Origin of the sequence: Enterovibrio qingdaonensis, from assembly GCF_028683135.1 — a bacterium.
GTDB classification, from domain to species: Bacteria; Pseudomonadota; Gammaproteobacteria; order Enterobacterales; family Vibrionaceae; genus Enterovibrio; species Enterovibrio qingdaonensis.
Map to the genome: position 1 here is coordinate 277,086 of NZ_JAJUBB010000004.1, position 24,681 is coordinate 301,766.

Annotated in this window: 18 protein-coding genes; 6 read left to right on the forward strand and 12 right to left on the reverse strand. The window is 46.5% G+C overall.

The features are described from left to right. Positions 1-3: 3 nt before the first annotated feature. From LRP49_RS08265 to LRP49_RS08290, 6 genes are all read right to left on the reverse strand, one after another. Positions 4-1,635, reverse strand: a complete 1,632-nt coding sequence (locus LRP49_RS08265) for an alpha-glucosidase (protein ID WP_274141557.1) — start codon at positions 1,633-1,635, stop codon at positions 4-6. A gap of 8 nt (positions 1,636-1,643) precedes the next feature. Further along, positions 1,644-2,474, reverse strand: a complete 831-nt coding sequence (locus LRP49_RS08270; RefSeq protein WP_274141558.1) for a carbohydrate ABC transporter permease — start codon at positions 2,472-2,474, stop codon at positions 1,644-1,646. Between the two features lies 1 nt (position 2,475). Then, complete coding sequence (locus LRP49_RS08275; protein WP_274141559.1) at positions 2,476-3,396, reverse strand: carbohydrate ABC transporter permease; 921 nt, start codon at positions 3,394-3,396, stop codon at positions 2,476-2,478. A 60-nt stretch (positions 3,397-3,456) separates the two neighbouring features. Then, positions 3,457-4,719, reverse strand: a complete 1,263-nt coding sequence (locus LRP49_RS08280; protein ID WP_274141561.1) for an ABC transporter substrate-binding protein — start codon at positions 4,717-4,719, stop codon at positions 3,457-3,459. A gap of 38 nt (positions 4,720-4,757) precedes the next feature. After that, complete coding sequence (locus tag LRP49_RS08285) at positions 4,758-5,099, reverse strand: glyoxalase superfamily protein (RefSeq protein ID WP_274141562.1); 342 nt, start codon at positions 5,097-5,099, stop codon at positions 4,758-4,760. 401 nt (positions 5,100-5,500) lie between these two features. Next, positions 5,501-7,483: a replication initiator protein RctB domain-containing protein gene (locus LRP49_RS08290; protein ID WP_274141563.1), complete on the reverse strand. Its 1,983-nt coding sequence runs from the start codon at positions 7,481-7,483 to the stop codon at positions 5,501-5,503. Between the two features lie 1,326 nt (positions 7,484-8,809). Between LRP49_RS08290 and LRP49_RS08295 the strand changes: the two genes are divergently transcribed. The 6 genes from LRP49_RS08295 (at position 8,810) to LRP49_RS08320 (ending at position 16,468) form a co-directional block, all read left to right on the forward strand. Then, positions 8,810-10,018: an AAA family ATPase gene (locus LRP49_RS08295; protein WP_274141564.1), complete on the forward strand. Its 1,209-nt coding sequence runs from the start codon at positions 8,810-8,812 to the stop codon at positions 10,016-10,018. A gap of 3 nt (positions 10,019-10,021) precedes the next feature. Then, complete coding sequence (locus tag LRP49_RS08300) at positions 10,022-10,990, forward strand: ParB/RepB/Spo0J family partition protein (RefSeq protein ID WP_274141565.1); 969 nt, start codon at positions 10,022-10,024, stop codon at positions 10,988-10,990. Positions 10,991-11,165: 175 nt separating this feature from the next. Then, positions 11,166-13,229, forward strand: coding sequence for a GNAT family N-acetyltransferase (locus LRP49_RS08305; protein WP_274141566.1), 2,064 nt, complete (start codon positions 11,166-11,168; stop codon positions 13,227-13,229). A 7-nt stretch (positions 13,230-13,236) separates the two neighbouring features. Next, the gene (locus LRP49_RS08310; protein WP_274141567.1) at positions 13,237-13,983 is read left to right on the forward strand and encodes a phosphatase; all 747 of its coding nucleotides are present in this window, start codon (positions 13,237-13,239) and stop codon (positions 13,981-13,983) included. Between the two features lie 136 nt (positions 13,984-14,119). Continuing rightward, positions 14,120-14,515, forward strand: coding sequence for a PilZ domain-containing protein (locus tag LRP49_RS08315; RefSeq protein WP_274141568.1), 396 nt, complete (start codon positions 14,120-14,122; stop codon positions 14,513-14,515). Positions 14,516-14,806: 291 nt separating this feature from the next. Next, a complete protein-coding gene (locus LRP49_RS08320) occupies positions 14,807-16,468 on the forward strand; it encodes a DUF342 domain-containing protein (RefSeq protein WP_274141569.1) in 1,662 nt (553 codons plus the stop codon). 71 nt (positions 16,469-16,539) lie between these two features. Here LRP49_RS08320 and LRP49_RS08325 read toward each other — a convergent pair whose 3' ends face one another. Genes LRP49_RS08325 through LRP49_RS08350 form a run of 6 tightly spaced genes read right to left on the reverse strand, consistent with a single transcriptional unit; the run spans position 16,540 to position 24,630 of the window. Continuing rightward, positions 16,540-18,657, reverse strand: a complete 2,118-nt coding sequence (locus LRP49_RS08325) for a type I secretion system permease/ATPase (RefSeq protein ID WP_274141570.1) — start codon at positions 18,655-18,657, stop codon at positions 16,540-16,542. After that, positions 18,650-20,584, reverse strand: coding sequence for a bifunctional diguanylate cyclase/phosphodiesterase (locus tag LRP49_RS08330; RefSeq protein ID WP_337992943.1), 1,935 nt, complete (start codon positions 20,582-20,584; stop codon positions 18,650-18,652). The genes LRP49_RS08325 and LRP49_RS08330 overlap by 8 nt, the downstream gene beginning before the upstream one ends. 6 nt (positions 20,585-20,590) lie before the next feature. Further along, positions 20,591-21,259 carry a transglutaminase-like cysteine peptidase gene (locus LRP49_RS08335; RefSeq protein WP_274141572.1) on the reverse strand — a complete coding sequence of 223 codons (669 nt, stop codon included), beginning with the start codon at positions 21,257-21,259 and terminating at the stop codon, positions 20,591-20,593. A 16-nt stretch (positions 21,260-21,275) separates the two neighbouring features. Next, on the reverse strand, positions 21,276-21,869 hold the full coding sequence (locus LRP49_RS08340; RefSeq protein ID WP_274141573.1) for an OmpA family protein: 594 nt from the start codon (positions 21,867-21,869) through the stop codon (positions 21,276-21,278). 4 nt (positions 21,870-21,873) lie between these two features. Continuing rightward, complete coding sequence (locus LRP49_RS08345) at positions 21,874-23,190, reverse strand: TolC family outer membrane protein (RefSeq protein WP_274141574.1); 1,317 nt, start codon at positions 23,188-23,190, stop codon at positions 21,874-21,876. 48 nt (positions 23,191-23,238) lie between these two features. Beyond that, complete coding sequence (locus LRP49_RS08350; RefSeq protein ID WP_274141575.1) at positions 23,239-24,630, reverse strand: HlyD family type I secretion periplasmic adaptor subunit; 1,392 nt, start codon at positions 24,628-24,630, stop codon at positions 23,239-23,241. Between the last annotated feature and the right edge of the window lie 51 nt (positions 24,631-24,681).

A 24,681-nucleotide genomic window follows, 5' to 3' on the forward strand; every position in this document is an offset into this window, starting at 1 on the left:
TCCTTACTCAGTTAAATCCGACGCAAACGCCGCCTGATAAGGCGGAAGCGTGACAACGTCGTTCTTGAGGTTGAATTGAAATCCGTGACCACGAAGCGCATGCCAAGAGCCTTCGGGTAGCGTAATTTCCATCTCCGAATCACTCAGGTTAATGGCGACCAATATGCGGGCGTTTTCATCGCTTCGCACAAACCGAAGCCCTTGGACGGATGAAAGTACATCACCCATTTCTCCGGCGACCAGTACACTGTGTTGCTTTCGCCAACGAAGGAACTGGCGATAGTGCGCCAGCATGCTGCCTGGCATATGTTCCTGAGTATCTACCGCAAGTTCGGTATGGGAATCGCCGATAGGCAACCAAGGCTCTTGGCTGCTGAATCCGGCATGTAGGTCACCTGATAACCAAGGCATCGGCGTGCGACATCCATCTCGCCCTTTGTATTCTGGCCAGAACGGAATGCCGTAGGGGTCTTGTATCTTGTCAAAGGGTATATCGGCTTCTGGCAGTCCCAATTCTTCACCTTGGTACAAACAAACGCTGCCTCGAAGCGAGGTCAAAAGCGCAAGTAACACCTTGCCATAGGCAAACTGACTCGTTTCCGTCGCCCCCCAGCGGGAAATACAGCGCACCACATCGTGATTTGATAACGCCCAACACGCCCAGCCATCACCTATCGCCTTTTCAATCCTTTCGATCACAGACGCGATATATGCAGGCGAGCGATGCACGTTCAATAGATCGAACGTATACGCCATGTGAAGTTTGTCATTGCCACTGGTGTATTGCGCCATCAGAGCCAATGGGTTGTCATCGCCAATCTCTCCCACGGTGGTAATACCGTCATACTGATCAAGCAGCGCGCGAAGTTTGGTAAGGAACGCCACATTTTCTGGTTGTGAGATATCGTACTTGTGCTTTTGCATCGAATAGGGATTGGCACCGGGCACTCCTAAGGATTTGGTATCCCCCGCTTGAAGTGGAGGATTGTCCCTAAGTTGGCTGTCATGTAGGTAGAAATTCACTGTATCCAGTCGAAACCCATCGACACCCAGATCCAGCCAAAATTTGACGGTATCCAGAAGATGCGCAACCACCTCCGGATTGTGAAAGTTTAAATCCGGCTGACTCACAAGGAAGTTATGCAAATAGTATTGCTGTCGGCGACTTTCCCACTGCCAAGCGCACCCGCCAAAAATGGATAGCCAATTATTTGGAGGTGTTCCATCTGGTTTAGCGTCAGCCCAGACATACCAATCTGATTTGACGTTGTCTCGGCTGATACGGCTCTGTTCAAACCAAGGGTGTTCATCCGAGGTATGACTTAGCACCTGATCGATCATGACTTTTAATCCAAGATCATGCGCCACCTTGATCAGGTTTCCGAAGTCCTCCAAGTTTCCAAACAAAGGATCCACATCTCGATAGTCCGACACATCGTAGCCAAAATCCTTCATCGGAGACTTAAAAAAAGGAGATAGCCAAATGGCATCAACCCCCAACGCCGCCACATACGGCAATTGTTGAGTGATGCCCGGCAAATCCCCAATTCCATCTTGGTTGGCGTCGTAAAAGCTCCGAGGGTAGATTTGGTAGATAACCGCGCCTTTCCACCACAATTGTTGATTGTTTTTCATGTTCTTGATTACCCCTTCACTGCGCCAGCGGTTAAGCCAGAAACGATACGACGCTGGAAGACGAGCACCATGACAATCAATGGTACGGTGACAATTACTGACGCTGCCATGATGGTTCCCCATGGCAACTCGTACTGACCTGCCCCTGAAATTAAGGCGATAGCTACTGGCACGGTGCGCTGCTCATTGGTCAAGGTAAAGGTCAGTGCGAACAGAAATTCGTTCCATGCTGCGATAAACGCCAACAGTCCCGTTGTCACCAAAGCAGGCCACAATAAGGGCATGAGGACTTTGGTGATGATCTGCCAAGGGGACGCACCATCGACAATTGCCGCTTCTTCGAGCTCCAGAGGGAGTTGCTGCATAAACGTTGTGAGCACCCACACGGTAAATGGCAACGTGAAGATCATATAAGCCAACGCGAGACCCGGCATGGAGTTATAAAGCCCAAACGCGCGAATCAGCTCGAACAAGCCAGATAAAACGGCGACCTGAGGGAACATCGACACCCCAAGAATGGTGAGCAATACGATGTTTCTACCGCGAAAGCGTATCCTTCCTAATGCGTAAGACGCAGTAACACCAAGCAGCAGAGAAATCGCCACGACGACCGTCGAAACCAACACGGAGTTGAACAAGTTTCGGCCAAAGGTGCCGCCTGAGAACACTGACGCGTAGTTGCTCCAATCAAACACTGACGGTAAATATTCCACCTCAAACAAGGCTGATCCTGATTTGAATGAGGTTAAAATAGCGTAATAAAATGGGAATACTGAGAACAGCACAATCACCGACACCAAGAGGTAAAACCCGGCGCGCAAATACCATTTCTTAGACATCCTATGCCCCCTCATTCATGTTTCTGCGTCCGATATACAGATACGCAATGGTGCACAAAGCCACAATAAGGAACAGCAACGTCGACGCGGCCGATCCGTATCCAACATCCTGAAAATCAACAAGATTCTGCCTTGCGTATACAGACATTGACATCGTCGCTTCGTTTGATGGCGTCAAAACATAGATCAAATCAAACACGCGTAATGCGTCTAGTGCCCTAAAAACAACGGCGACCATGATGGCAGGCATGATCAAGGGAAGGGTAACTTTGAAGAAGACTTTGACTGGGTGTATTCCGTCAATTTTGGCGGCTTCATAGCAATCAGAGGGCAACATTTGTAAAGCCGCAAGGATCAGCAATGCCATAAATGGCGTCGTTTTCCAAACGTCGACAGCGATAACCACATTCAAAGAAAGATCCGAGTCTGCCGTAAATGCCAACGGAGAAGCGATCAATCCCAATGTCATCAGAAAGTCATTCACGATCCCAAACTGATCGTGAAGCATCCAACCCCACATTTTTGCAGAAACGATGGTGGGAATAGCCCAAGGCACCAATACGGCGGCGCGCACCAAACCTTGTCCTTTGAACTTGGTGTTAAGTACCAAAGCAACGATAACACCAAACACGGTTTCCAAACTGACCGACACAACGGCGAAATAGAGTGTATTCCACACCGATTGCCACCATGTTGGGTCGAACAAAATGCCGTAATATTCGCCGTCTTCGAGTATGAAGTAGTTATCTAACCCTATGAATTCCGCCGCCCCGCTGCCGTCCAATGTTGCGTTAGTCAAACTGAACCAAAACGTACGCAGCAATGGCCAACCCGCCACCATCGCGAGCGTAATGAGCATAGGCGTCAGAAACCACCAGGCGGCGCGTACGCGCCTGCGCGTCAATGCGCTGGTATGTTCCATAGTATTTCCTTTTAAATGCAACTGTCAGGCGCACAGCGCGCCTGAGAGGGATATAGAGATTTACCAGCGGCCACCACGGCTGATGCGCTTGAGATCTTTATTTAACTTGGTAAGCGCGGCGTCGGCCGTCACGTTGCCAGAGAGCACGCTATGAGTTGCATTCCAAAAGGCATTGGAAACTTGATTGTATTTCGCGCCAGTCGCTGTGGAAGGACGCGGGGTCCCGTTAGCGAAGGTGTTGTAGAGGCTGCCAAAAAACGGTACGGCAGTCAGCACTTCTTCGTCTTCGTACAAAGATTCAATGGTGGGGTTATAGGAGCCGACAATTGCGCGACGTTTTTGTTCTTCAAGTGAGGTTAAATACATGACAAGGCTTGCTGCCACCTCAGGGTGCTCAGAATACTTTGAAACCGCGAGTTGCCATCCGCCCAAGGTGCCGGCATGACTCCCGTTCTCTCCCCCTTTTGGAAGAGCCACTACGCCAATTTTGTCTTTGACTGGTGAGTCGTCACTGTTGCCCAGTGACCAAGCATATGGCCAATTACGCATAAAGACGGCGTTTCCGGTTTGAAATACCCCTCTCGCCTCTTCTTCGCCATAGTTCAATACGCCAGGTGGCGATATGGTATTGATCCAGCCCGCTGCCGTCGTCAGGGCCTGCTTCGCGTTATCATTGTTAATCGTGATCTTGCCATTTTCATCCACAATGGTGCCGCCATCATACGATGCTACCCATTCCAACGCGTCACAGGTCAAGCCTTCATAGGCGCGACCTTGCCAGACAAACCCCCACATTTTGTCATTACCCGCTTCACGTTCGGCATCCATGATCTTTTGGGCGGATTCAGTCAGTTGCTCCCACGTTTCCGGCGGTTGTTCGTCATATTTTTCTAGGAGATCTTTTCGGTAATACAACACACCAGCGTCGGTAAACCATGGCATGGCAACCAGACGATCTTTGACGGTATTGTTTGCGACGATCGAGGGGAAATGAAGATCTTGCGCCCCATTGGAGTATTCTTTGAGGTCAATAAAGTGATTACCTAAGATCCCAGGCCATATGACATCAATTTGGAAAACATCAATGTCGTTTGCACCCGCAGCAAGAAGTTGCTGATACAAGGCCAAGCGCTCGGTGGTTGAATTCGGGGTGGTGACGATTTTCGCCGTATGCCCGGTTTCTTTTTCCCAAGCCTCGACACCTTCCTGACAAAGCTCAAGCTCCTGTCCGACAGCACCGCATGAAATAGAGATAGTTTCAGCGTATACCGTGGTACTTAACAGCATTGAAGCGGCTAGCGCTCCGAAGATAGCACGTTTCATGGATCACTCCCTGTCGTGTCATCCCGGTGTTACCTCAATTAACTATCTCGCCAACAAGACACAGGAACTTCCAGTTCATTGATCGTTTCTTTGATCGTTCCTTGTTGATGATGAGCAGACGTTGAGTAGGTGTTTCTGCCGATAAGCCAACCCACAGGAACCGACGAATAGAGAGGCACTTCCAGCACCATTCTTTGCTTATTCGACGCTTCACTGCGCAACAGGTTATTTCGCTGGGTATCTTCTGCAAACCGTAACAACACATGCCAATTCTCAAAGCCTTGCTCACGCGCAACGAGCTCCAATGCCTGCATGTGCGAGCACTGAATCTGACGCTTTAGACATTTAGCCTGATGTTTCAACGTTTTGATATCGAGCATAATTTGGCTAGTGGTGTCACTATGGTTAATACATTACCGACAAAAACGTATACGGCGGCCCACTCGCTGCACACATCCCTTCCGGGTGACAACCAATTCATTTGAGGTATGTAGTAGGTAGATATTGCGTTGCTTTGCCAGCGTGGGCGGCAGGCCGATATCTGCGGCTCAAAACAAACGCTAGCATTCAATTAACAGGGATGCAACATGGCAAGCGGGGAATATCTTCCGTTGATGCAAACAAAAGACAAAAAAAACGAGCCCAAAGGCTCGTTGAAAAGGTTAGCAAAAGTGCATCTGGGAGCCCAAATGCCAATAGGACAAAGGTATCTATTCGCCTTCAATCCTAGACGTCGTGGCTAACCCTCATGTCAGTGTATTGTCAGCACTCGGTGAGAGTTCTATCCCCCTGAGGCGACTTCATCTAATACGGTAAGTACGCTAGCATCCAAATGGCCATCGAAAACCTGGCGACACACCTTACGACGAACCGCAAGACCAGAGATCAATCGTTCAATAGACAAATGCTTTTCATCTTGATGCCCATTGTAGAACTCAATCGTTTTACTTAGCGTTTCATACGGCATGATCTCACCATCGACTCTTAGCCAGTCTAACTTGTCCATAAACGCCTGACATTCTTCCGTAATGGTTGCCGCGGGATGACCCGTCATGGCCGACAATGCAGTGATGCTTCGCTGCAGAGCCTCGGGGGACGTATATTTCGACAGGGTGATCGTCAGCTCATCAGCATTGATTTCGACAAGATGTTTACGCTGCTTAACGCGACGACCTAGACGTCCTCCCCGCTTCTCTTTGCGTTGAATCGGTTCGAACTCACCATCAATGATCTCGGAAAGCTGATCAAGGTCCTGTTTGGGCAAGATCTCGTTACGAAGCGGGTTTGGCATAGTTGGAGCCAACGATCGCTTCCCTTCGTTGTACGTTTTGGCACGAGAATAGCGGATCACTTCATCCACGTTACACTTGATATCAATCCGATAGTCAGGATGCTTTTTATCATCATCCATCCGATAAACCGTCAAATGATAGCCATACAAGTTAACCGCAAACACATCTTCAGCTTGTGCTTCCTTCTTCGCCATCTTACGAAGCTCTCGAACCAAATCACTCGAAAAACGCCGCCATTCGATGTTTCTCGCCATTTTCTGGTTGAGGTCACTCAGAGTAATAGAATCTTCAAGACGACGCGACATACGGCTTCTGAAGAGGCTATACAGCTGGAATACCAGTGTATGCTGGCGCAAAATTTCCGGTGGAAACAGGAAGAAGTAATCGCGCGTCATTAACTCTTCGAAAAATGACGGTTCCCACACCATGATATAGAGATTGGGTTTGATGCGGATCTCACCATCCTCTCCTTCTCTCGGTGCCTCTTCCGAAGCAGTGATCGTTCGAGCGATGAATCGGAATCGATCACTTTTAAATCCTTCAGGCATGTTCTCACTCAACCAGCGGCCGGTCAGTTCATGCAGTTGGAAATCGGTAAACTCGATCCTATCGATACTTTCACGGATCGAGTCTCGCGCAGGACCACTGTCTTTTTTGCCACGCAACGAAAGAATATCAGTGATGTACACGGGCGTTTTATTACCAATCTTCTGAGTTTGAAGCTCATAATTCGGCAAGTGATGATCATGGTATTGAACTGTCAAAGTAAACAACGCAAAAAGCGTCATCAGATCGTCGACGGTCATGATCGACTTTGAGGATCGAGTCTCAATGATCGCTTTTGAACCACTGATCGCCACCATTGATTTCTGGTAACTTTTCTTCGTTCTAGGCGGTGCTAAAGCCTGATCAATGATACCGGCCCAACTGGTTGGTGAAATGAGAATCTGATCTTTCTCATCAGGCATCATTGGTGGTGTCCCCAAACCATGTTCGTGGAGCAATTGCTTGTTAACATGATTTTGAGCCAACGCTTTAGAACGCTTTTGTTTCGCAATGACTTTGGTTTTTTCTGACTGGAGACCCGCTGACCCCAATACGGAGATCAATTGGCTTGGGTTAACAAAGCGATGAAGCATTGTTTTACCTGCCAAGCCTTCTTCGAACCTAACACCTTGTTGTGTAAAGAGTCCAATTTGGACTGCCGCACGAAGACGTTGTTGAATAGCAGCTCGGGTTAAATGGCCGTCTGTGGCTTCAACCAGTTCTGTCGTAGAAACGAATCCGTCTTTTGACGCAAAGCCTCTCAAAGAAATGAGATTCAGAAGTTCAAGAATACTTTTTGTAACGCCTCTAAAATGTTCATACTGGGGCAACCAATCTATCAGTTGACCATGGACTTCAAAGAGGTGCCCGTCTTTGTGAGAACGAGGGGCAACGATCAGGATTTTTTCGGAAGGACTCGAGGCCATTCGCCACAGCTCCTTGTATGCATAAGTGTAATCGAAATACAAGAGGCCGTAATTGAGCCATCTTTCCGAGAAGAGTAATAAAAAATTAAAAAGAAAGAAAGATCTTTTTTGAAGAAGATTTTTAACTGATCTTTATGATTAATAGTGATCTATATGATTAATTGATCTTATGATCTGGTTTTATTTCTGATTGTAACTTGCTGTTTATAAAGAAATATATTTTTGCACGATCCGAAAGAATGATCACGGCTTTCCCAGAAGCATGATCATTAAGTTCTTGAAAGCATGATCATTAGAAGTTCGAAAACATGATCATCATCATTTCGAAAGCGTGATCATCAATGCCTCAAAAGCATGATCAAGCTACTTTCACATGTTATCCACAGATCGAATTCTATCATCATTGGATAAATAGAAAATCCAACTCTCTTCTCACTCTTCTGGTCCGGAAAAATGATCAGGGAAACGTGATTTCGACCTGTTTTGAATACTATGTAGACGCTAAATCGGCAACTATCCCAGTTGAACGACAAGCTAGAGTGTAAATTGAAATGACACATGGCGTATTTTAGTCGACTGTGAATATGTGTCCGAGCATCGAAACGATGATCAAGTAGGTGCTATTGCATTTCAACATCAAGGTAAAAACCACACCAATCCCCGTAGAGTTCTCCTGTTATCGTATTGATTCTCGATAAAATCAGTATTGAAAAGGCATCAGCCGTAATTTTGACGAGGTTCATCATCGTTCCGCGAAGTCCCCGAACCGTAGAATCGTGAAATGACTACTTGATCATTGTTTCGATAAATTAGGATCTTCAATTTGTTTTTTTGGTGAAGAGTTAAGCTTACTAACGCTCTTGATCATCGTTCCTTTCGGCTCAAATTTGTTTGGAAAGATGATCAAGGAGAATAACTAACATTTACGCCCCCGAATGTTAGTTTACATGACCATCTTGATCATGCTTTCGAAAGCATGATCAAGATAGAGCTTTTTAGCTAGAGAGTTGTTTTCTTGTCGCAATTTGAAAAACTTGAAATTGAATGGCGTAGCACCGTAATTTAGCCGGACTTTTATAGCGTTCCGGTGAAAACGATGAATTTGTCAGTTATTTTGCAGTTTACATTGTAAAGAGGTGACGCTGTAACACTTTAAATCTGAGTTTTTTCACACGCAATGATAGACAAATTTAACTGATTCATTTTTATGAATTTGTCATAAAGTGACCGCCATCTTAAATAATGAGTCGTACGTTCAGCGTTTTATTGCGCGATGGGTAAAATGCTGTACAATTCGTTTAATTCTCTTTTATGGCGAAAAGAAAAATGAATAGGGAAAAGACGATAGAAAACCTGCTAACAATAGCAGAGCAAACAAAACAGGTTCAGGCTGATCGTATCGAAATAGTCATGGAAGAGCGTCATGACCAGCTCTTTCCTCCTATGTCTAAGGCCCTGATGGAAACGCGTTCTGGGTTAACGCGTCGCAAGCTTGATGAAGCCATTACTCGAATGGAAGAGGCTGGCCACCAGTTCACCAAGAACAATGCAAACCATTACTCGATCACGCTAGATGAAGCGCACCAAATTATGGAAGCGGCAAAGATGCCGGCATTCCATGAAGGAAAAGGTGCGGGCTATAAGCCTTGGGTGATCAATATTCAGAACCAAAAGGGTGGAACAGGAAAGTCGATGAGTGCGGTGCATCTTGCTGCATGCATGGCACTGAATTTGGAAAAACGTTACCGTATCTGTTTGATTGACCTTGATCCACAAGGCTCTTTGCGTCTTTTCCTAAACCCACAAATTAGCGTTACCGAGCAAGAGGGTATTTACTCTGCTGTTGACGTCATGTTGGAAAACACCCCGCAGGAAGCAGATAAAGACTTCATGATGAAGAATGTTCTGTTGCCAACGCAATATCCGAATTTGAAAACTATCGCGGCGTTCCCTGAAGATGCGATGTTTAATGCGGAAGCGTGGCAAAACCTCGCGACAAATGGTTCATTGGATATCGTTCAATTGCTGCAAGAGAAAGTCATTGATGTGATTGCTGATGAGTTTGACATCATCATGATCGACACCGGCCCACACATTGATCCATTGGTGTGGAATGCAATGTATGCCTCGAATGCGCTTTTGATCCCGTGTGCTGCGAAGCGACTAGACTGGGCGTCAACCGTAAACTTCTTCCAGCATCTTCCTACGGTCTACGAAATGTTCCCTGAGAACTGGCCTGGGCTTGAATTTGTCCGACTGGTGCCAACCATGTTTGAGGACGATAATAAGAAGCAGGTTTCTGTATTAACTGAAATGAATTACCTGTTGGGTGATCAGGTTATGATGGCCACAATCCCACGTAGCCGTGCTTTCGAAACGTGTGCGGATACATACAGTACCGTGTTTGACCTGACATCACAGGACTTTGAAGGCGGTAAAAAGACACTTTCAACGGCGCAAGAAGCCGTTCATCGTGCAGGCTTGGAGCTAGAACGTGTGCTTCACAGTCATTGGTCGCAGCGCAATCAGGAGTGATAAATGGCTATCAAAACATCAGAATTAAACGCTCGATTGTTTGGCAAAGTCGATAAACGCCGAGCGACAACAGCACAGGAAGCACAAAAGGCCGCTTCAGATAAAGCCGCGGTAATCGAACTGTCTATCGCGGGTGAGTCTACCGCAGAGTTTGAGCTCGTTAAAATTCCTGCGGCGGATGTGGCTAAGCGCACGTCTGTTTTCGCCGAAAATGCTCGTGAACAGTCTTTTCTAAACAAGTTAGCTCTGTCAGATATCCTTGTGACACTGAAAGAGCGAGGACAGCAATACCCAGCGGTAGGTCGCTGGTTAGAAGGCGATAAAATCGAAGTACTTGACGGTAGTCGTCGCCGAATGTCCTGTATTCTTGCTGAGCAAGATTTCCTGGTTTATGTAGCAAAAGACATTAATAGCAAGCATGCGAAATTCTTGTCTGATGTAGCAAACGCGCACAAACCACTGTCTTTGTTCGAACGTGGCAAAGAAATGCAGGCGATGTTGGAACGTGGTGATGTTGCTGATCAAAAAGAACTGGCAAAGGTGTGTCAGTGTAGCGAAGCTCTGGTGAGTGGTGCCCTTAAGGCCGCAGCATTGCCATTACTATTGTTGCAAGCTTACCCAAGTGTTGGCGAGCTAGGCCGTCCTACCATCGTGAAACTACATAAGTTGTATTTCGCCATGGATGAAGCGCAGCAAAACGAGCTTCTAGATAAGCTAAATAACCAACCTGTATGGCAGTCTGTTGATGCAGTGGGTGTTAGTCGAATTACTCGAGAAGTTTCATTGATCCTCGAGCAATGGTGCGAAGCACTCAAACCGACGAGCAGACAGCAAGAAGCACCTTCGGTCGACCTTGTGAAGGGCCGGGCGAGCTACAGGCGCAAAGGCGATGGCCTTGCCATCAACCTTAAAAAGCTAAACGCGGATGATACACAAGCGATTCTTGATTTTATTCAACAGCGCTTGGGATAGATGTCCCATTTGATATCGATAATAAACGTGTCCTCAGGGGCACGTTTTTTTTTGTATCCATATTGATTACGGTATGATTAACACTTCGTACTTATTTGAATTCTTGAGCTGAACACCTTGTTCTGGGACTTTTCTTTACCACATTTGGTCAAGTATGGAAGGTCAGGTGCAACGAGTGTTTGCTCGAATTAAACCGATTGAAGATACCGTGATTACAGAATATGTGTCGGCTTTACTCGCTCTGAAAATGTCAGCGACGAACAACAACATGCGTTTTCCCGTTTTTGTAAAAGGGGACAACGACTTTATTGTGCTGATGCTTGATGCATTACCTGATGTGACTCTGGTGAGTGATGATTGGCAAGAACGCTCGGCGTTGCCATGGTCCAAAGCTAAACAATTTCTCGGGCAAGAAACGGGTTCGCTTGTTCTCGATATTCGTCAATCAATCGACGTCGATAAAGTGTGTGCAATCAGCGGATGCGTGAAAGGCGGTGAATTGCTTATATTCTTGGTAAGCACTGAAAACTCGCCTTTTATGACGCGTTTTTCGCGTTTCTATTCGCATGCAAATGCGGCACTGCTTTCACAAACCCAGGGTGTTCATCTTCCAACGCTCACTTCGGACCAATTTGAGTCAGCACACTTTGTTGATGGCGTAACAGAAGATCAACGCATAGCAATAGATGGGATTAACAAGGTGCTAAATGGGCACAGGAGACGTCCCCTGTTGTTAGTCGCTGATCGGGGGAGGGGAAAATCCTCGGCACTTGGAATCGCGGCGGGACAAATTATTGCTTCGAGCAACAAGCGCATTGTCGTCACATCGCCTTCAATCTCAAACATCGAAACCTTGTTTAAGCATGCAATTATCGATACGAGCGTTCAACGTAGAGGGAAATACACTCTGCAGTCCTCATCAGGCGGAACGGTTACGTTTGTTGCTCCTGACGCGCTACTCAGAGAGTCCCCTGATTGCGATATTTTGTTTGTTGATGAAGCAGCGGCGATCCCAATGCCAATGCTAGAACGTATGCTAGATAACTACAGCCGCATTGTTTTTTCATCAACCGAGCACGGCTACGAAGGAACAGGTCGCGCGTTTAGTTCACGCTTTAGGCATATGCTTTCTGACAACGCTAAGGGCTGGAAGGAATGTCGACTTGTGATGCCTGTACGCTGGGCGATAAACGACCCGTTGGAAGCCTGGCTGTTTGATGCATTTCTCTTTGATGCAGAACCCGAGTTACCGCCTGATAGTGGCGTGCTCACGGTGCGAGTTATAACAAAGAACCAATTGGTTGAAGATGAAAGCCTCCTACGCCAGTTGTTCTCTCTTTTAGTGACCGCACACTATCAAACGTCACCCAACGATTTGGTCCAATTACTCAACTCTGAACATCAACTCATTGTTGGCGCGTTTAAAGGTAACGTACTCGTTGGTGCTGTTTTAGGGATGAAAGAAGGGGAATTTGACCCTGAATTAGCCACCGCTGTGGTGCTTGGAAAGCGTCGTATTAAAGGCCACCTGTTGGCGCAAAGTTTAGCGTCACATTCCGGTATTGAGGCACCTCTTACACAGCCTCTGTTACGTGTTGTTCGCATCGCTGTTCATCCTAGTATTCGTCGCCAAGGCGTTGGACAAACGCTTATCGCTTCATTAGAGCAACGGGCAATTGAATCGGGTATCAGTGTCATCGGTACGAGTTTCGGTTGTACATTGTCTTTGCTTTCTTTTTGGTCGAGCCTTTCTTATCAATCTGTTCGCTTGGGTGTGCAAAGGGATGCGGCTAGCGGTGCTTACTCATTACAAATGATCAAGTCTCTTGCTCATAAGCAAGCTTGGATTCCACAACTTTTTGAACTGTTATCTTCCAATTTTCTGCACCAGTTATCTGAACAGTATCGCGATATGGATACAATGTTACTCAATCAGCTTGTCTCCAAAATTTCCAAAGCGACACCACCTTCAAAACTGGCAATGGACCAAGTCAGATTGTTCGCGGCAGGTGCGCTTGGGTTTGATCTTGTTGTAGGTAGTCTTTGGCAATGGTTTATTCATTGGCTTGAAAAGAATTCGAATCACAATGAAATACACAGTCAGTGCTGTCTGCTTCTTTCAGCTAAGTTGTTGCAACGTCATGGCTGGGAAACGGTGGCAAGACAACATGGTTTTAATGGCCGAAAAGACGCTGAGAATGCGATGCGACAGTGGATCGCGACAGTAATAAAGGACTAAGGAATTTATGCAAATTATCGCGGACACGCACACGCACACCATTTCAAGTGGTCATGCTTATAGCACAGTCACTGAGAATGCGAAGGCGGCAAAAGAAGCCGGTTTGACATACATGTGTGTCACAGACCATGCGTCGACCATGCCGGGCTCTCCTCATCACTGGCACTTTGTCAATCAAAGGGTGATTCCAGACGTGCTTGAGGGGGTACGTATTTGTCGGGGTGTTGAGGCCAATATAATGGATGAAGCGGGAAATCTTGATATGCCGCTGTACGTCTATTTGCATTTAGATTGGGTTAATGCCAGCCTGCATGAACCTGTCTTCCGCCCTGATTCTGAATCGGTTCATACTACAGCCATCGTCAATACCATTCGCAATGGAATTGCAGACGCAATTGGGCATCCGGGCAATCCTTCTTTCCCGATAGATATTGAAGTCGTCGTGAAGGCTGCAGCAAAGCAGGGTATTGCATTAGAGCTAAACAACTCTTCCTTTAATGGCTCACGTGCGGGTAGCGAGTCAATTTGTGGTGAGATAGCCTTGCTAGCAAAGCAATACGGCGCATTGATTACGACCGGGTCTGATGCACATTTCGCGAATGACATTGGTCGGTTTGACAGCGTGCGCGCTCTCATCAAAAAAGTGGGCTTGTCTCCTGATCAAATTATTACCAGTAACGAAGGCTTGTTTTTGGAATATGTTCAGAAGCGACAAAACCAACGGCAGGAAATAATAAAGAGCCTTATGGATTAGTGGGTCAATTTACACTGTAAACAGCCATTGGTTTCTAAGTCAGCATCTAAGTTTCAATACAATTGCTGTAATAAATTCCTCATATACTAGTAGGGTTGCTGCTTTGACAGCTGTAAAGCGAACCAAAGGAGGCAGTATGGCTGGGAATACTGAGAATATCGATAACGGCGTTTTAGCGCATAAAAATCATCACCCTGAAAGTAAACGCTTTCAAGAACGCCTCACGGTAGGGCATTCGGGACTTCACGCAAGGATTCATCAGACGTCTTATGTTTATCCTGCAGAGTTTGATGAAGAAGACTTTGGCTTGCGCGTTTGCATAAGAGACGTAAGCAGAAGCGGCTTAGGGCTAACCACGTCTTACGAGTTGGAGCTGGACTCGACATGTTTAATTCAGATAACAGGGATGGCACCACTTAAAGGCTCTTTAATTTACCAACGCGCATCTCAAGATGGCGAGTTCAGATACGGATTATGTTTGGATGAATGGTTGTCAGAAGAGATTCACCAAAACCTTTCATTGTTCCGCTAAATCTTTATGGCCTGAGCTTTCTAACTCTATGATTTGAAATAGCAACAGGCCTGTCTTAAACGCAATCTGTCCATTAGTTCCTAATTATCCGTCCGAGAAGGCGGCAGATTGGGTAAAACTCTCTATAATTCATTTATATGACACTTGCGCCATAATTAAGTCACCAATCAATAATTAAATGAGATCTAATTCTAACTTGGGCCTAGTGGTGTTTAGTCTGAGTATGTCATCTGGGTAGAATGCGAGTGTGATGTTAGTTCGTAATTTTAATGTTCTATTTTAGGGGATTACATGCTGCAACAGCTTTTGCGGCTTTCAAACGATGGTCGCAGGGTATACATGTCGGTGGTACCAAAGGCAGACGAAAACGCGCCCCATGTTCAGAAAAAACATATCGTCGAATGGCTGACGAAGCATAACGTCGCCAATTTTTTCCGTTTTGAAGAAACCATCGAAAACGTACTCGTTAAAATTAATGCGTCAAATGATGATTGGAAAGGTGAGCCCGACGACGTAGTCGTCGCAGAGCGTCGAGACGCATTAGTCAGTGCACGCCTCGACGAGCAGAAAATGACTGCCTTTTTGCGTGTGGATGGCGCATGCGGCGGTAATCCAATAAAAGGGAACGATCTCTTAGGGGCATTGAAAAAATCGCAGATTGTACGCGGCGTAAAAAAGCAAACACTCCAAAAGCTCCTCACTGCATCATCCCGCTTAAAGCCGGGTGAATATTTAGAAGTCCCTATCGCCGCGGGTAAATGGCCTGTTTCGGGCGATGACTCCAAAATTGCCTATCTTGTTCAAGACAGTAAAACGCGGGTATTGCGTCCTCAAGAAAGAGAGGACGGTACGGTTGACATGCGTGACCTTGGCAAGATGATCACGGTTCAAGAAGGTCAACCTCTTGCTAAGCGAATCCCGCCTACGAAAGGAATCGAAGGCTTTAAAGTCACGGGAGAGATAATCACAACACCACCGGGCAAAGACGTTCCATTACGTCTGTTCCCTGGAAGTGCGTTCAGCTCGAATGATGAAAACGTCATTATTGCGCTGACATCGGGTATGCCAATACTGCACCCCGACGGTGTTGAGGTCGACAATGCGCTTTGTATGAAAGCCGTCACTGTCGCAACAGGGCACGTTAACTTTGAAGGCAGCGTCGTCATTAATGGTGATGTAGCGGCGGGTATGAAAGTTCAGGCGACAGGCTCCATCACCGTGGGCGGGGTTGTTGAATCGGCCGTGCTCGAAGCGGGGGGCGACATCGTTATTCATAACGGTATCCTTGGGCGACAAGTGCAGTCTGATCAGGAGATAAACACCCAGATTCGAGCTAAGGGCTCTGTGATAGCTAAGTTTGCTCAGTATGCAAAGATTGTTGCAGATGGCGACATTGCGATTAGTCAGCATGCGATGCACTGCTATACACAGACTGGCAGCGACCTGATTATCTGTGATCAATCAAAACGAAGCGGCACCCTGACCGGCGGTAATCACATTGCGCGATGTGGGATCCAAGTGGTTAATCTTGGGGCTGCATCCGGTGTTCATACGCGTATCGCTGCATTTACTGGCTTAAGTGAAATTATCGACAAGACCTTGGGTATCACCAAGGAGCTTGAGCATGAACACGAGCAGTTAATGAAGGTCAAAGATGCTGAGATGAAACTGCTTCAGCAACCTGCCAATAAGCGCCCAGACGAACTGATTGAACGTTTGGCGTGGACGAAAACCCATCATTTTGAGCGTATCGCCGCACTAAAAGCAAAAATGGACTCAAGCTCCTCAGAGCTGAGTTCATTGTATAGAAGCCATTGTATTGAAGTGTTCAAAGGGTGTTTCGGTGGTGTGCATTGCCAAATCGGTGATACTCAACTGGCCGTTAACAACGAATATGGCCCCTGTAAATTTGTGACGAATGGAAAAGAAATCCAAATTGAAAAGCTGAAATAGACGAAGTGTTTACAGTGTAAATGACGATAAAAAGCAGGCTAATCCGCCTGCTTTTTTTGGTTTGTCTTTGATTAGCCGACCTTTTGAACTTTACCGTCTTTTAATGCTTGAAGCACAGAATGCTTAGGTCCATCTGCGACTATGCTGCCTTGCTCAACGACGATGATCCGATCAACAACATCAAGCATGCCGGTTTTATGTGTATTAATGATCAGGGTTTCATCGCGACGAAGTGTCGACAATTGTTGTTTGATGTATTGCTCTGAGCGATTGTCCATTGCACTGGTTGGTTCGTCCAGCAACAAAACAGGAGGGCGGCCTAACATGGCTCTTGCAATCGCAATCGCTTGACGTTGTCCACCAGACAACTGCCCGCCGCCTTCACCTACTTGACGCTCCAATCCTGCAGGGTCTCTTTGTGTAAAGGTGGTTACACCTGAGCGGTTGGCTGCATCCAGTATGTCTCTGTCATCTGATAAAGGGCGTCCAAGCGTAATGTTGTCTCTGATCGAACCAAAGAACAATACGGGGTCTTGCGGAACACAGCCTATATTGCGCCGTATGTCGATGTTGTGTATTTGGCTGATGTCGGTTTCATCGATACGTACAGAGCCTTCTGTAGGGCGATATAGACCCATTAGCAGACGGCTTAGTGTTGTCTTACCAGAGCCAATTCTGCCAATAATAGCGACCTTTTCTCCAGGCAATATAGTGAAAGACACATCACGCAGAGATGCCACTTCACTGTTGGGATAGTTAAAGTTCACGCGATCAAATTCGATTTTTCCTCGAATAATCGGACGGTGAATGTAACGTTGACCTTCTTCTTGCTCTGATGGCATTTCCATCAGTTGGTCAATAATGCCCATAGCAGACTTGGCTTGGTTATAACGCGTAGAGAGCAATGATAGCTGAACCATAGGCCCAACTGCACGAGAGCTAAGCATGCTGGCGGCGATCAAGCCACCCATAGTGAGGTCACCATTGGCAATGAGGTACACCCCGAACACAATCATGGACACTGACACAAACTGCTGAATAAAGCCTGCGGCGTTTTGAACGGAGTCTGTTAGACGGCGCGTTTTGATGCCCCAGTTAGCCATATGTGCAACGGCTTCTTCCCAACGGTATTGAAACTGACTTTCTGCGCCGAACAGCTTGATGGTTTCGAGACCAGCCAAGCTTTCAATCAGGTTGGCATTTTTTTGGGAAGAAAGACGAGAGCCTTCTTCTATTGTGGTTCTCAGCGGTTTTTGAATAAGCATGGCGTGAATCATCAAAAACGCGACCGCAACGATGGGTACAATAACCAAGGGACCGGCAACGATCCAGATGATGAAAAGGAAAAAGAAAGCAAAGGGGAGGTCAATAAGTGCTGATACCGATGCGGAAGTAAAAAAGTCCCTAATTGATTCGAACTCTTGCATATGCCTTGCAAACGCACCCACTGATGGCGGCTTGGCTTCCATCCGTATTCCCATGACCTTTTGGAATATTCGGGCAGAAATCAACAGGTCAGATTTTTTTCCTGAAATGTCGATAAAGTAGCTGCGAAGCAATTTAAGCACTAGGTCAAAAATAAAGATAACAAATATGCCACTGGCCAAAACCCACAGTGAGTCGAAGGCCAAGTTCGGCACGATTTTGTCGTAGACGATGCGAGAAAATAGAGGGGTAGCTATCGCAAAGGCGTTAATAAAAATCGAAGCGATGAGTACGTCACGATAGATTGAACGAGACTCCCACAGCGTACTCCAAAACCAGTGGCCGCTGCGTTCTTTCAATATCTCTGGAGAACGTTCATCGTATCGAAATTGCTTTTTTAGTAAAAACAGCCGACCGTTATACTCTTCATTGAGGTCAGCCAGACTAACAATATCTGAAGTGATATCGGTATTGGGAGCGACAATTTCAGCTTCACCCCGTTCGTGATTTATATCGAGAAGCACGCATGCTTCATTGTTTTTCATCAGTAAGATGCAGGGACAAAGAAGCACGGACACGTCGGATAACTCCATACGAGCTTCTTTTGCATCTATGCTTGCACGCTCGGCTGCGCGTGGGAATAGGAATGGCGATAGATAGCCATCAGAGATGGGTAAGCCGGATACCAATGCGTCAGGCGAATTCGGCTGACCAAAGTATCGGCTTACATAGACCAAAGATTGCAATAGCGGATCTTTAACCATGATTCTCCAATTTCTTCTCGAAGATAAAACCTTGGAAGCCGCTTACAAACAGTTCGGATAACTTGTTTAACTGCGATTCCGTTTCAACTCGAGTCGCGATTGTCGTGATATTTAAGTTATGTGCAGTCCGGCATATTGAGGCTAGCACATGGCTTTGTGATTCGTCGTCCAGATTGCTGGTATAGGCAAAATCGATTTTCACGTATGACGGCTTGAATTTATTGAGGTAGTCAAGTGATTGGAAGTTCCGGCCATAGTTATCGACGCCAAATCCAAAATTAAATCTGTGAGCTTGTTCGGTCAGCAGACTCACGTGGTCTGGGTAGCGAACAAATACACTCTCTGGAATTTCGAAGAACAACCTGCCTGCCATATCTCGGTGTTTCTGCATGACAGTTGTTAGCCAACGAATGAACGAAGCATTGGTAACACTGTTCTGCGTCAAGTTAATCGCTAAAGGCCCTAGTTTCGGATCGTCCGTTAAACGTTCAATCATATGTGCAACAACATAGCGGTCGAAAGATTCGCCCAATTCGAGTTGTTCGACGGCACCCAGGAAATGAGCGGCTCCATAGTAGTCCTCACCGCGTTCGATGGCGGAGAAGACTTCCTGGTGAAGGACGCTCTGGTCGCTATTAGAAGCAGGTTGGAACTTAAATTTAAACCAATCGTGGGCAATGGCATCGAGAATAAGCGTTTTCCATTGTTGTCTACCCATCGATGCGTCGTTTGCCGTTTGGTCAATCATAGACACCGGATGTTTCGGCGTATTCCGTGCTTGCGTCAACGCGTTATCGACTTGAGCAAGTAACTGACTTGCATCTCGGTTTTCCGAACTGTTTACAGCAAGACCAATAGCGACTTTAGGCGGGCTGATACCCATAGGGTCATGCTGCATATCCGTAACAATTGCTAGAAGACTCTCACCGAGCACCTGCAAATCTTCAGCGGTTGAATTGGGAGCGAGAATGACAAATTCGTCTTTGGAAATTCTTGACGCCGTAAAGTCTGCATCATTGATGGTGGTGTTCAATTTTTTGGAGAACTGGCTGACTAAGGCATCACCTTGCTCAAATCCTTGGTTTTGATAAGTGTCAGTGATGAGGTCTACTTTGGCCATAACTAGGCCACCAATGGCCGACTCTGCAAGCCAAGATTTCAACTGACCAACGAAGAAACTTCTATTGCCCAACCCTGACACGGTATCGCGATACGCATGCTCACGCAGTCTGTCCGCTTCTTTGGCTTGTTGCTCAAAGTATGCTTCCAATTGATTACTCATTTGGTTAATGGCTTTTACAACCGTTTTTAGTTCGGTTGTCGGCGGAAGCGGGATAGGTTCGTTATTGAACTTGTTGCGCGCGATATCTTGTGCTCGGTTCGTAATGGTTTTAAGCGGACGCAGAGATCGACTGAGTTGCATTGCGATAATGAGCATCGCAATGATAAAGAGCACGCCAATCCAAATCCCAAGTTGAATCGTTGCTCGCCACATTTCTCGGTAAGCATACCCAGGATGAGAAACCACTTTTACTTCAGCGAGCTGTAACCATCCGCTGGTAAATGTTCGTTCTTCGGTGATAACAGGGAAAAGGTCGAGAGAAATATACCAATTTGGTACGCCTTCAACCGTGACAGGATACTGGCGAATGATCTCACTGCCATCAGACAGCATTTTCAGGCGGACTTCCTGATAGAAGCCTCCATCAAATAGTGCATTGATAACAGATTCTGTGGCGACTTTGTCATCATCTTCCAAGTACGGAGACAATGCCAGTCCCATTGAGTTGATTGTATTATTCACCTCAGCGGTTTGCTGAGTGAGAAGAAAGTTTCGTGTGGTGCTCAATTCAATCCCGGTGACCGCAAGGATCAACAGGAAGAATATTGCCAACATCCATGTAAATAGCTGTCGGTATAAAGTCATAGACATTTACCCATCATAGTTTTTGATCGGCCTATTGAGTTTTACTGACCCCATTCGTTGTCGAAGATCGTTCCACAATCCCAACCTTGAAGACTTGCCTGCCAGTTCACCTTTACCGCGTTCTTTCATTAACCAAAGTCGGCTACCGTTAAAGCTGTATACAGGTAGCAGATCTCGTCGTTTTGAAGCTTTCAAGATCTTCGGGTCGATATTATCTAAAAGCACAGGCTCAGAAGAGGCTGTAGGGTAGTAGGCGACAACCATGTGAAATTGGTTGAGTTCGATGGCTTTTACGTAGACCAGCCTCAACTTTTTATCGTCTATCCCTAACTCTCTGAGCGTGAAGTACTTAGCGATACTAAAGTCTTCACAATCTCCGGCAGCACTTCCCAAAAACTCGAGAGGTGTTGCCCAATAATCCTTTTTACCCCACAAATCTATGTCATTAACGAAATACAGCTGGTTGAAAAAATCGTTAACGGCAACGAGCTTCTCTTTCTCGGAAAGATTGGCTGATTTCGCGACGACATCTCTCCATGCTGCAACACGTTTTCCTGCTCGATCACCGTAAAACCCTGCAACTTTTTTGACCCAGAGATCGTCAGTGTCGTTAGTCGCAAAAGATCCTAGTGCAGGTAGAAGGAACAATAAAAACAGGGTGACCCGTTTTTGCATTAGGCTTCCTTAGTCGTTACTGTTCCCGTCGGGTAAAAATGGTCCATGCTTCCTCAATATCTCCTTTAAATCCTTTTACTCTGCCAACCACACGGCGATTTACAAGCTGGGATGTCTCCGTGGTGTCAGCCAAAACCAAATCGTTCTCGCCAAGCCCTACAATCGCGAGACGGTCGGTTTTGATCCCTCTGTCAATCAATTGCGCTTTTACGGCTTCAGCACGTTGAACAGACAGTTCACTGTTGTACGTATTTGTCCCGAGTGAACTTGTATGTCCTTGAAGTTCAAGAGAGGTTTCAGGGTAAAGGTGAAGGAATTCTGCCATTTTGTCCAGTTCTTCACGGTAGGCAGGTTCTACAATTGCCGAGTCGTTTGCAAACTGAATCCTGAGTGAACTGTCGTTTTCAAACAAAACATAGCTGGGGCACCCATCGTTATCGATGATGACGGTATTTGGCGTGTTGTCACATAAGTCTCTCGCGTTAATGACGCCATCAGCGTCTTCGTCAAGTAAGTCAGAATGTTGCTCCGCAAGTGGGGGAACGTTAGCGGAAATTGAACAACCAGAGATAGCCACAAGTATCCCTGACGTTAGGAAAACATGTTTCATTGATCTAACCTTCATTTTTTAAGACTGGCTCGAGCCACTCTTGAGGCACATCAATTCTTAACGCGTCTAGTAGCGTGCCAGTGCTGTTGAGTACGCGATATTTTGCATTGATGTTGGCATAGTGGGCGTCGAGGTAAGAACGACGCGCTTCAAACAGTTCGTTTTCTGTATTAAGCAGATCCAACAAGGTGCGACGACCAATCTTGAATTGCTTTTCATAGGCAATAACCGTTTCAGAGGCTGCGTCAACGTGATCGGCGAGGTATTTCTTCTGTTCCTCTGTTAATTCATACGCACTCCACGCTAGGCGGGTGCTTTCTTTGAGTAAGCGGGAAGCGTTATCGAAAATGTCCTTCGATTTGTTCAATTGATAAGCACTGCGCTTAGTGTTGGCTTGGTCTGAGCCACCGTTGTAAAGGTTCCACCTTACACGCAACATGGCACTGAACTCGTCGACGCTTTCTTCGACGCCGTTCGCGTCATTGGTCCAATTTTGTTTTGCTTCCACCGTGAACGTTGGGTAGAAATTACCTTTGTTTTGACGATATTGAGCGCGTGCGGCATCAATATCGTGCGTGGCGAGCTTCATGACAGGGTTAAGCTCAAATGCGACATCGAGTGCTTCTTTCAACGATGTCGGCAAGAAAAGCTGATCGACTTCAGGGTCAACGGGCTTTCTTATTTCAATGCCTGCTAATCGAAAGAACTCTGTTTCTGCATCAATGACATTGCTTCTTGCTGCGAGCATATTTGTGATAGCGCGCGCGACACGGGCTTCAACTTGCGATAAATCGGCGGTTGAGCCAATTCCAGACTCCGCACGTCGTTCAATGTCTGATTTGATTTTTTCGTGAACACCGACATTGTCTTCAGACAGCGCGAGTAATTGTTGTGCGAGGAGCACTGCGACATAAGCTTCGGTTAGCGTTAACGTCTTATCTTGTGCATCGGAAAGTAACTGGAAACGTTGTGCCTCCGCCTCATACTTGGTTCTGTCTATGTTGTTTAATGTACTTCCGTCCCAGATCAACTGAGTCAGGCTCAGGGTGGCGTCTTTACGGTTGTAGCTTTTGTCACCGCTTGCTTTTGTCGTACTGTTGTTAATGTACTCGTAGCCATACCCAGCACTGAGATCGATATCCGGGTAATAGTCGCCCTGTGCGACACCAATGCTTTGCCTGTTACTCATAAAGTCATTGAATGCACTTTTTAGCTCTGGGTCAGTCGCGATGGTAATGGCGACAGCTTCTTCAAGAGAGACTGACCAAGCATTGCAGCTGGTAAGAGCAAAAGCGAAAAAAAGTGTCTTTGTTTTCAACATGCGATCTCCCTAAGGTGAACCTTTTTGGGTTCACAAAATATATTTTTCTTATTCCCGCAATGCGGATTTTTGCGCTTGTAATATGGGTTTTAATAAATAGTCGAGCACACTTCGTTTGCCGGTGATGATGTCAGCTGACGCTGTCATTCCAGGAATGATGGGAAGATCTTTGCCATCACCAAGGTTATTGGATGCCGTTCGTATTTTTACGAGGTAGAAACTATTGCCTTCCTCATCTTGAATCGTGTCTGCACTGATGGTCTCGAGAATGCCATCTAACCCACCGTATACCGTAAAATCGTAAGCACTGAATTTCACAATGGCGGTAAGGCCTGGGCGAAGAAAGGCGATATCTTGAGGGGCAATTTTGGCTTCGATGAGCAAATTATCTTCGCTGGGCACGATTTCCACCAAGTCCATGCCAGGCTGAATAACCCCGCCGACGGTGTTGACGTGTAGCTTTTTGATTGTGCCATCAACAGGGCTGACGACCACGGTTCGTTCTACGCGGTCTTCAAGCGTGACACGGGTTTCTGTCATGGCGAGTAACTTATCTTCGACATCGTTTAAGCGCTCCTGCTGTTCTCCTCGGAACTTCAATGCCACATCGATGTGTTTGAAAACCACTTCGCGTAACGAAGAATTGATTGAAGGGAGAGAGAGCTCTGCAGATGAGAGTTCCCGTTTGGTGTCATTGACCTGCCGTTGCAGTTTTAACAGGTCAATTTGAGGTACAACCCCTTCGTCGGCCAGAGGCTTGGTGATGCTGTATTCTTCTCGCGCAAAGTTGTAGCTTTGTTTTAAGTTTTGAACGCGGGCTTTAACTTCAATGAGTTCTTGCTCTTTTTGACGGATTTGCTGCGCAGTGACGGACAATTGGTTGTCGAGGTTGTTCAGTTTTTCCCGATATTCGTCGCGCTGACGTGAGACGACATTTCGATGGTCATTTACAAATTCTTCATCAAAAACAAGATCGTTACGTTGGAGCGTCACGGCATTTTGCCAATCTGCTTCAGGACTGACGACAACAGATTCAATGAGTGCTTGTAATTTGACAGCATCGCCTTGGAGGCTGGTTAATTCTTGAAGCCGTTCGCGAAAGTCAGATCTGAACATGGTGTCGTCAATCAATAAGAGCTGTTGTCCTTTATCGACAACGTCACCTTCGCGAATGAGCAACTCTTTCACCAATCCCCCCTCAAGGTTTTGAACAACCTGAAGTTGAGAGGAAGGAATCACTTTGCCTTGTCCTACGGTCACCTTGTCGAGTTCGGCAAATGCAGCCCACACGGCACTGACGGTAATAAAACCGACAATCACCCATAGCAAAACGCGCGCACTTTTGGGCGTTGAAAGTAAAAGTGCGGCAGTTTTGTCATCGATATAATCTAGGTGCTCACTTGCAGGTAGTCGATCCGCCTGCTTATCGCCTTTTCTCATTAATGGGCCAACCATAAAATCAATGAAACTCGCTAACTTAAGCGTAGTTTA

What these genes read in the sequence shown, in the direction of transcription:
- LRP49_RS08315 (WP_274141568.1), top strand. Translation starts at nt 14,120, where the DNA reads ATGGCTGGGAATACTGAGAATATCGATAACGGCGTTTTAGCGCATAAA.
- LRP49_RS08265 (WP_274141557.1), bottom strand. Translation starts at nt 1,635, where the DNA reads ATGAAAAACAATCAACAATTGTGGTGGAAAGGCGCGGTTATCTACCAA.
- LRP49_RS08290 (WP_274141563.1), bottom strand. Translation starts at nt 7,483, where the DNA reads ATGGCCTCGAGTCCTTCCGAAAAAATCCTGATCGTTGCCCCTCGTTCT.
- LRP49_RS08310 (WP_274141567.1), top strand. Translation starts at nt 13,237, where the DNA reads ATGCAAATTATCGCGGACACGCACACGCACACCATTTCAAGTGGTCAT.
- LRP49_RS08330 (WP_337992943.1), bottom strand. Translation starts at nt 20,584, where the DNA reads ATGACTTTATACCGACAGCTATTTACATGGATGTTGGCAATATTCTTC.
- LRP49_RS08335 (WP_274141572.1), bottom strand. Translation starts at nt 21,259, where the DNA reads ATGCAAAAACGGGTCACCCTGTTTTTATTGTTCCTTCTACCTGCACTA.
- LRP49_RS08275 (WP_274141559.1), bottom strand. Translation starts at nt 3,396, where the DNA reads ATGGAACATACCAGCGCATTGACGCGCAGGCGCGTACGCGCCGCCTGG.
- LRP49_RS08340 (WP_274141573.1), bottom strand. Translation starts at nt 21,869, where the DNA reads ATGAAACATGTTTTCCTAACGTCAGGGATACTTGTGGCTATCTCTGGT.
- LRP49_RS08300 (WP_274141565.1), top strand. Translation starts at nt 10,022, where the DNA reads ATGGCTATCAAAACATCAGAATTAAACGCTCGATTGTTTGGCAAAGTC.
- LRP49_RS08325 (WP_274141570.1), bottom strand. Translation starts at nt 18,657, where the DNA reads ATGGTTAAAGATCCGCTATTGCAATCTTTGGTCTATGTAAGCCGATAC.
- LRP49_RS08285 (WP_274141562.1), bottom strand. Translation starts at nt 5,099, where the DNA reads ATGCTCGATATCAAAACGTTGAAACATCAGGCTAAATGTCTAAAGCGT.
- LRP49_RS08280 (WP_274141561.1), bottom strand. Translation starts at nt 4,719, where the DNA reads ATGAAACGTGCTATCTTCGGAGCGCTAGCCGCTTCAATGCTGTTAAGT.
- LRP49_RS08320 (WP_274141569.1), top strand. Translation starts at nt 14,807, where the DNA reads ATGCTGCAACAGCTTTTGCGGCTTTCAAACGATGGTCGCAGGGTATAC.
- LRP49_RS08295 (WP_274141564.1), top strand. Translation starts at nt 8,810, where the DNA reads ATGAATAGGGAAAAGACGATAGAAAACCTGCTAACAATAGCAGAGCAA.
- LRP49_RS08345 (WP_274141574.1), bottom strand. Translation starts at nt 23,190, where the DNA reads ATGTTGAAAACAAAGACACTTTTTTTCGCTTTTGCTCTTACCAGCTGC.
- LRP49_RS08270 (WP_274141558.1), bottom strand. Translation starts at nt 2,474, where the DNA reads ATGTCTAAGAAATGGTATTTGCGCGCCGGGTTTTACCTCTTGGTGTCG.
- LRP49_RS08350 (WP_274141575.1), bottom strand. Translation starts at nt 24,630, where the DNA reads ATGAGAAAAGGCGATAAGCAGGCGGATCGACTACCTGCAAGTGAGCAC.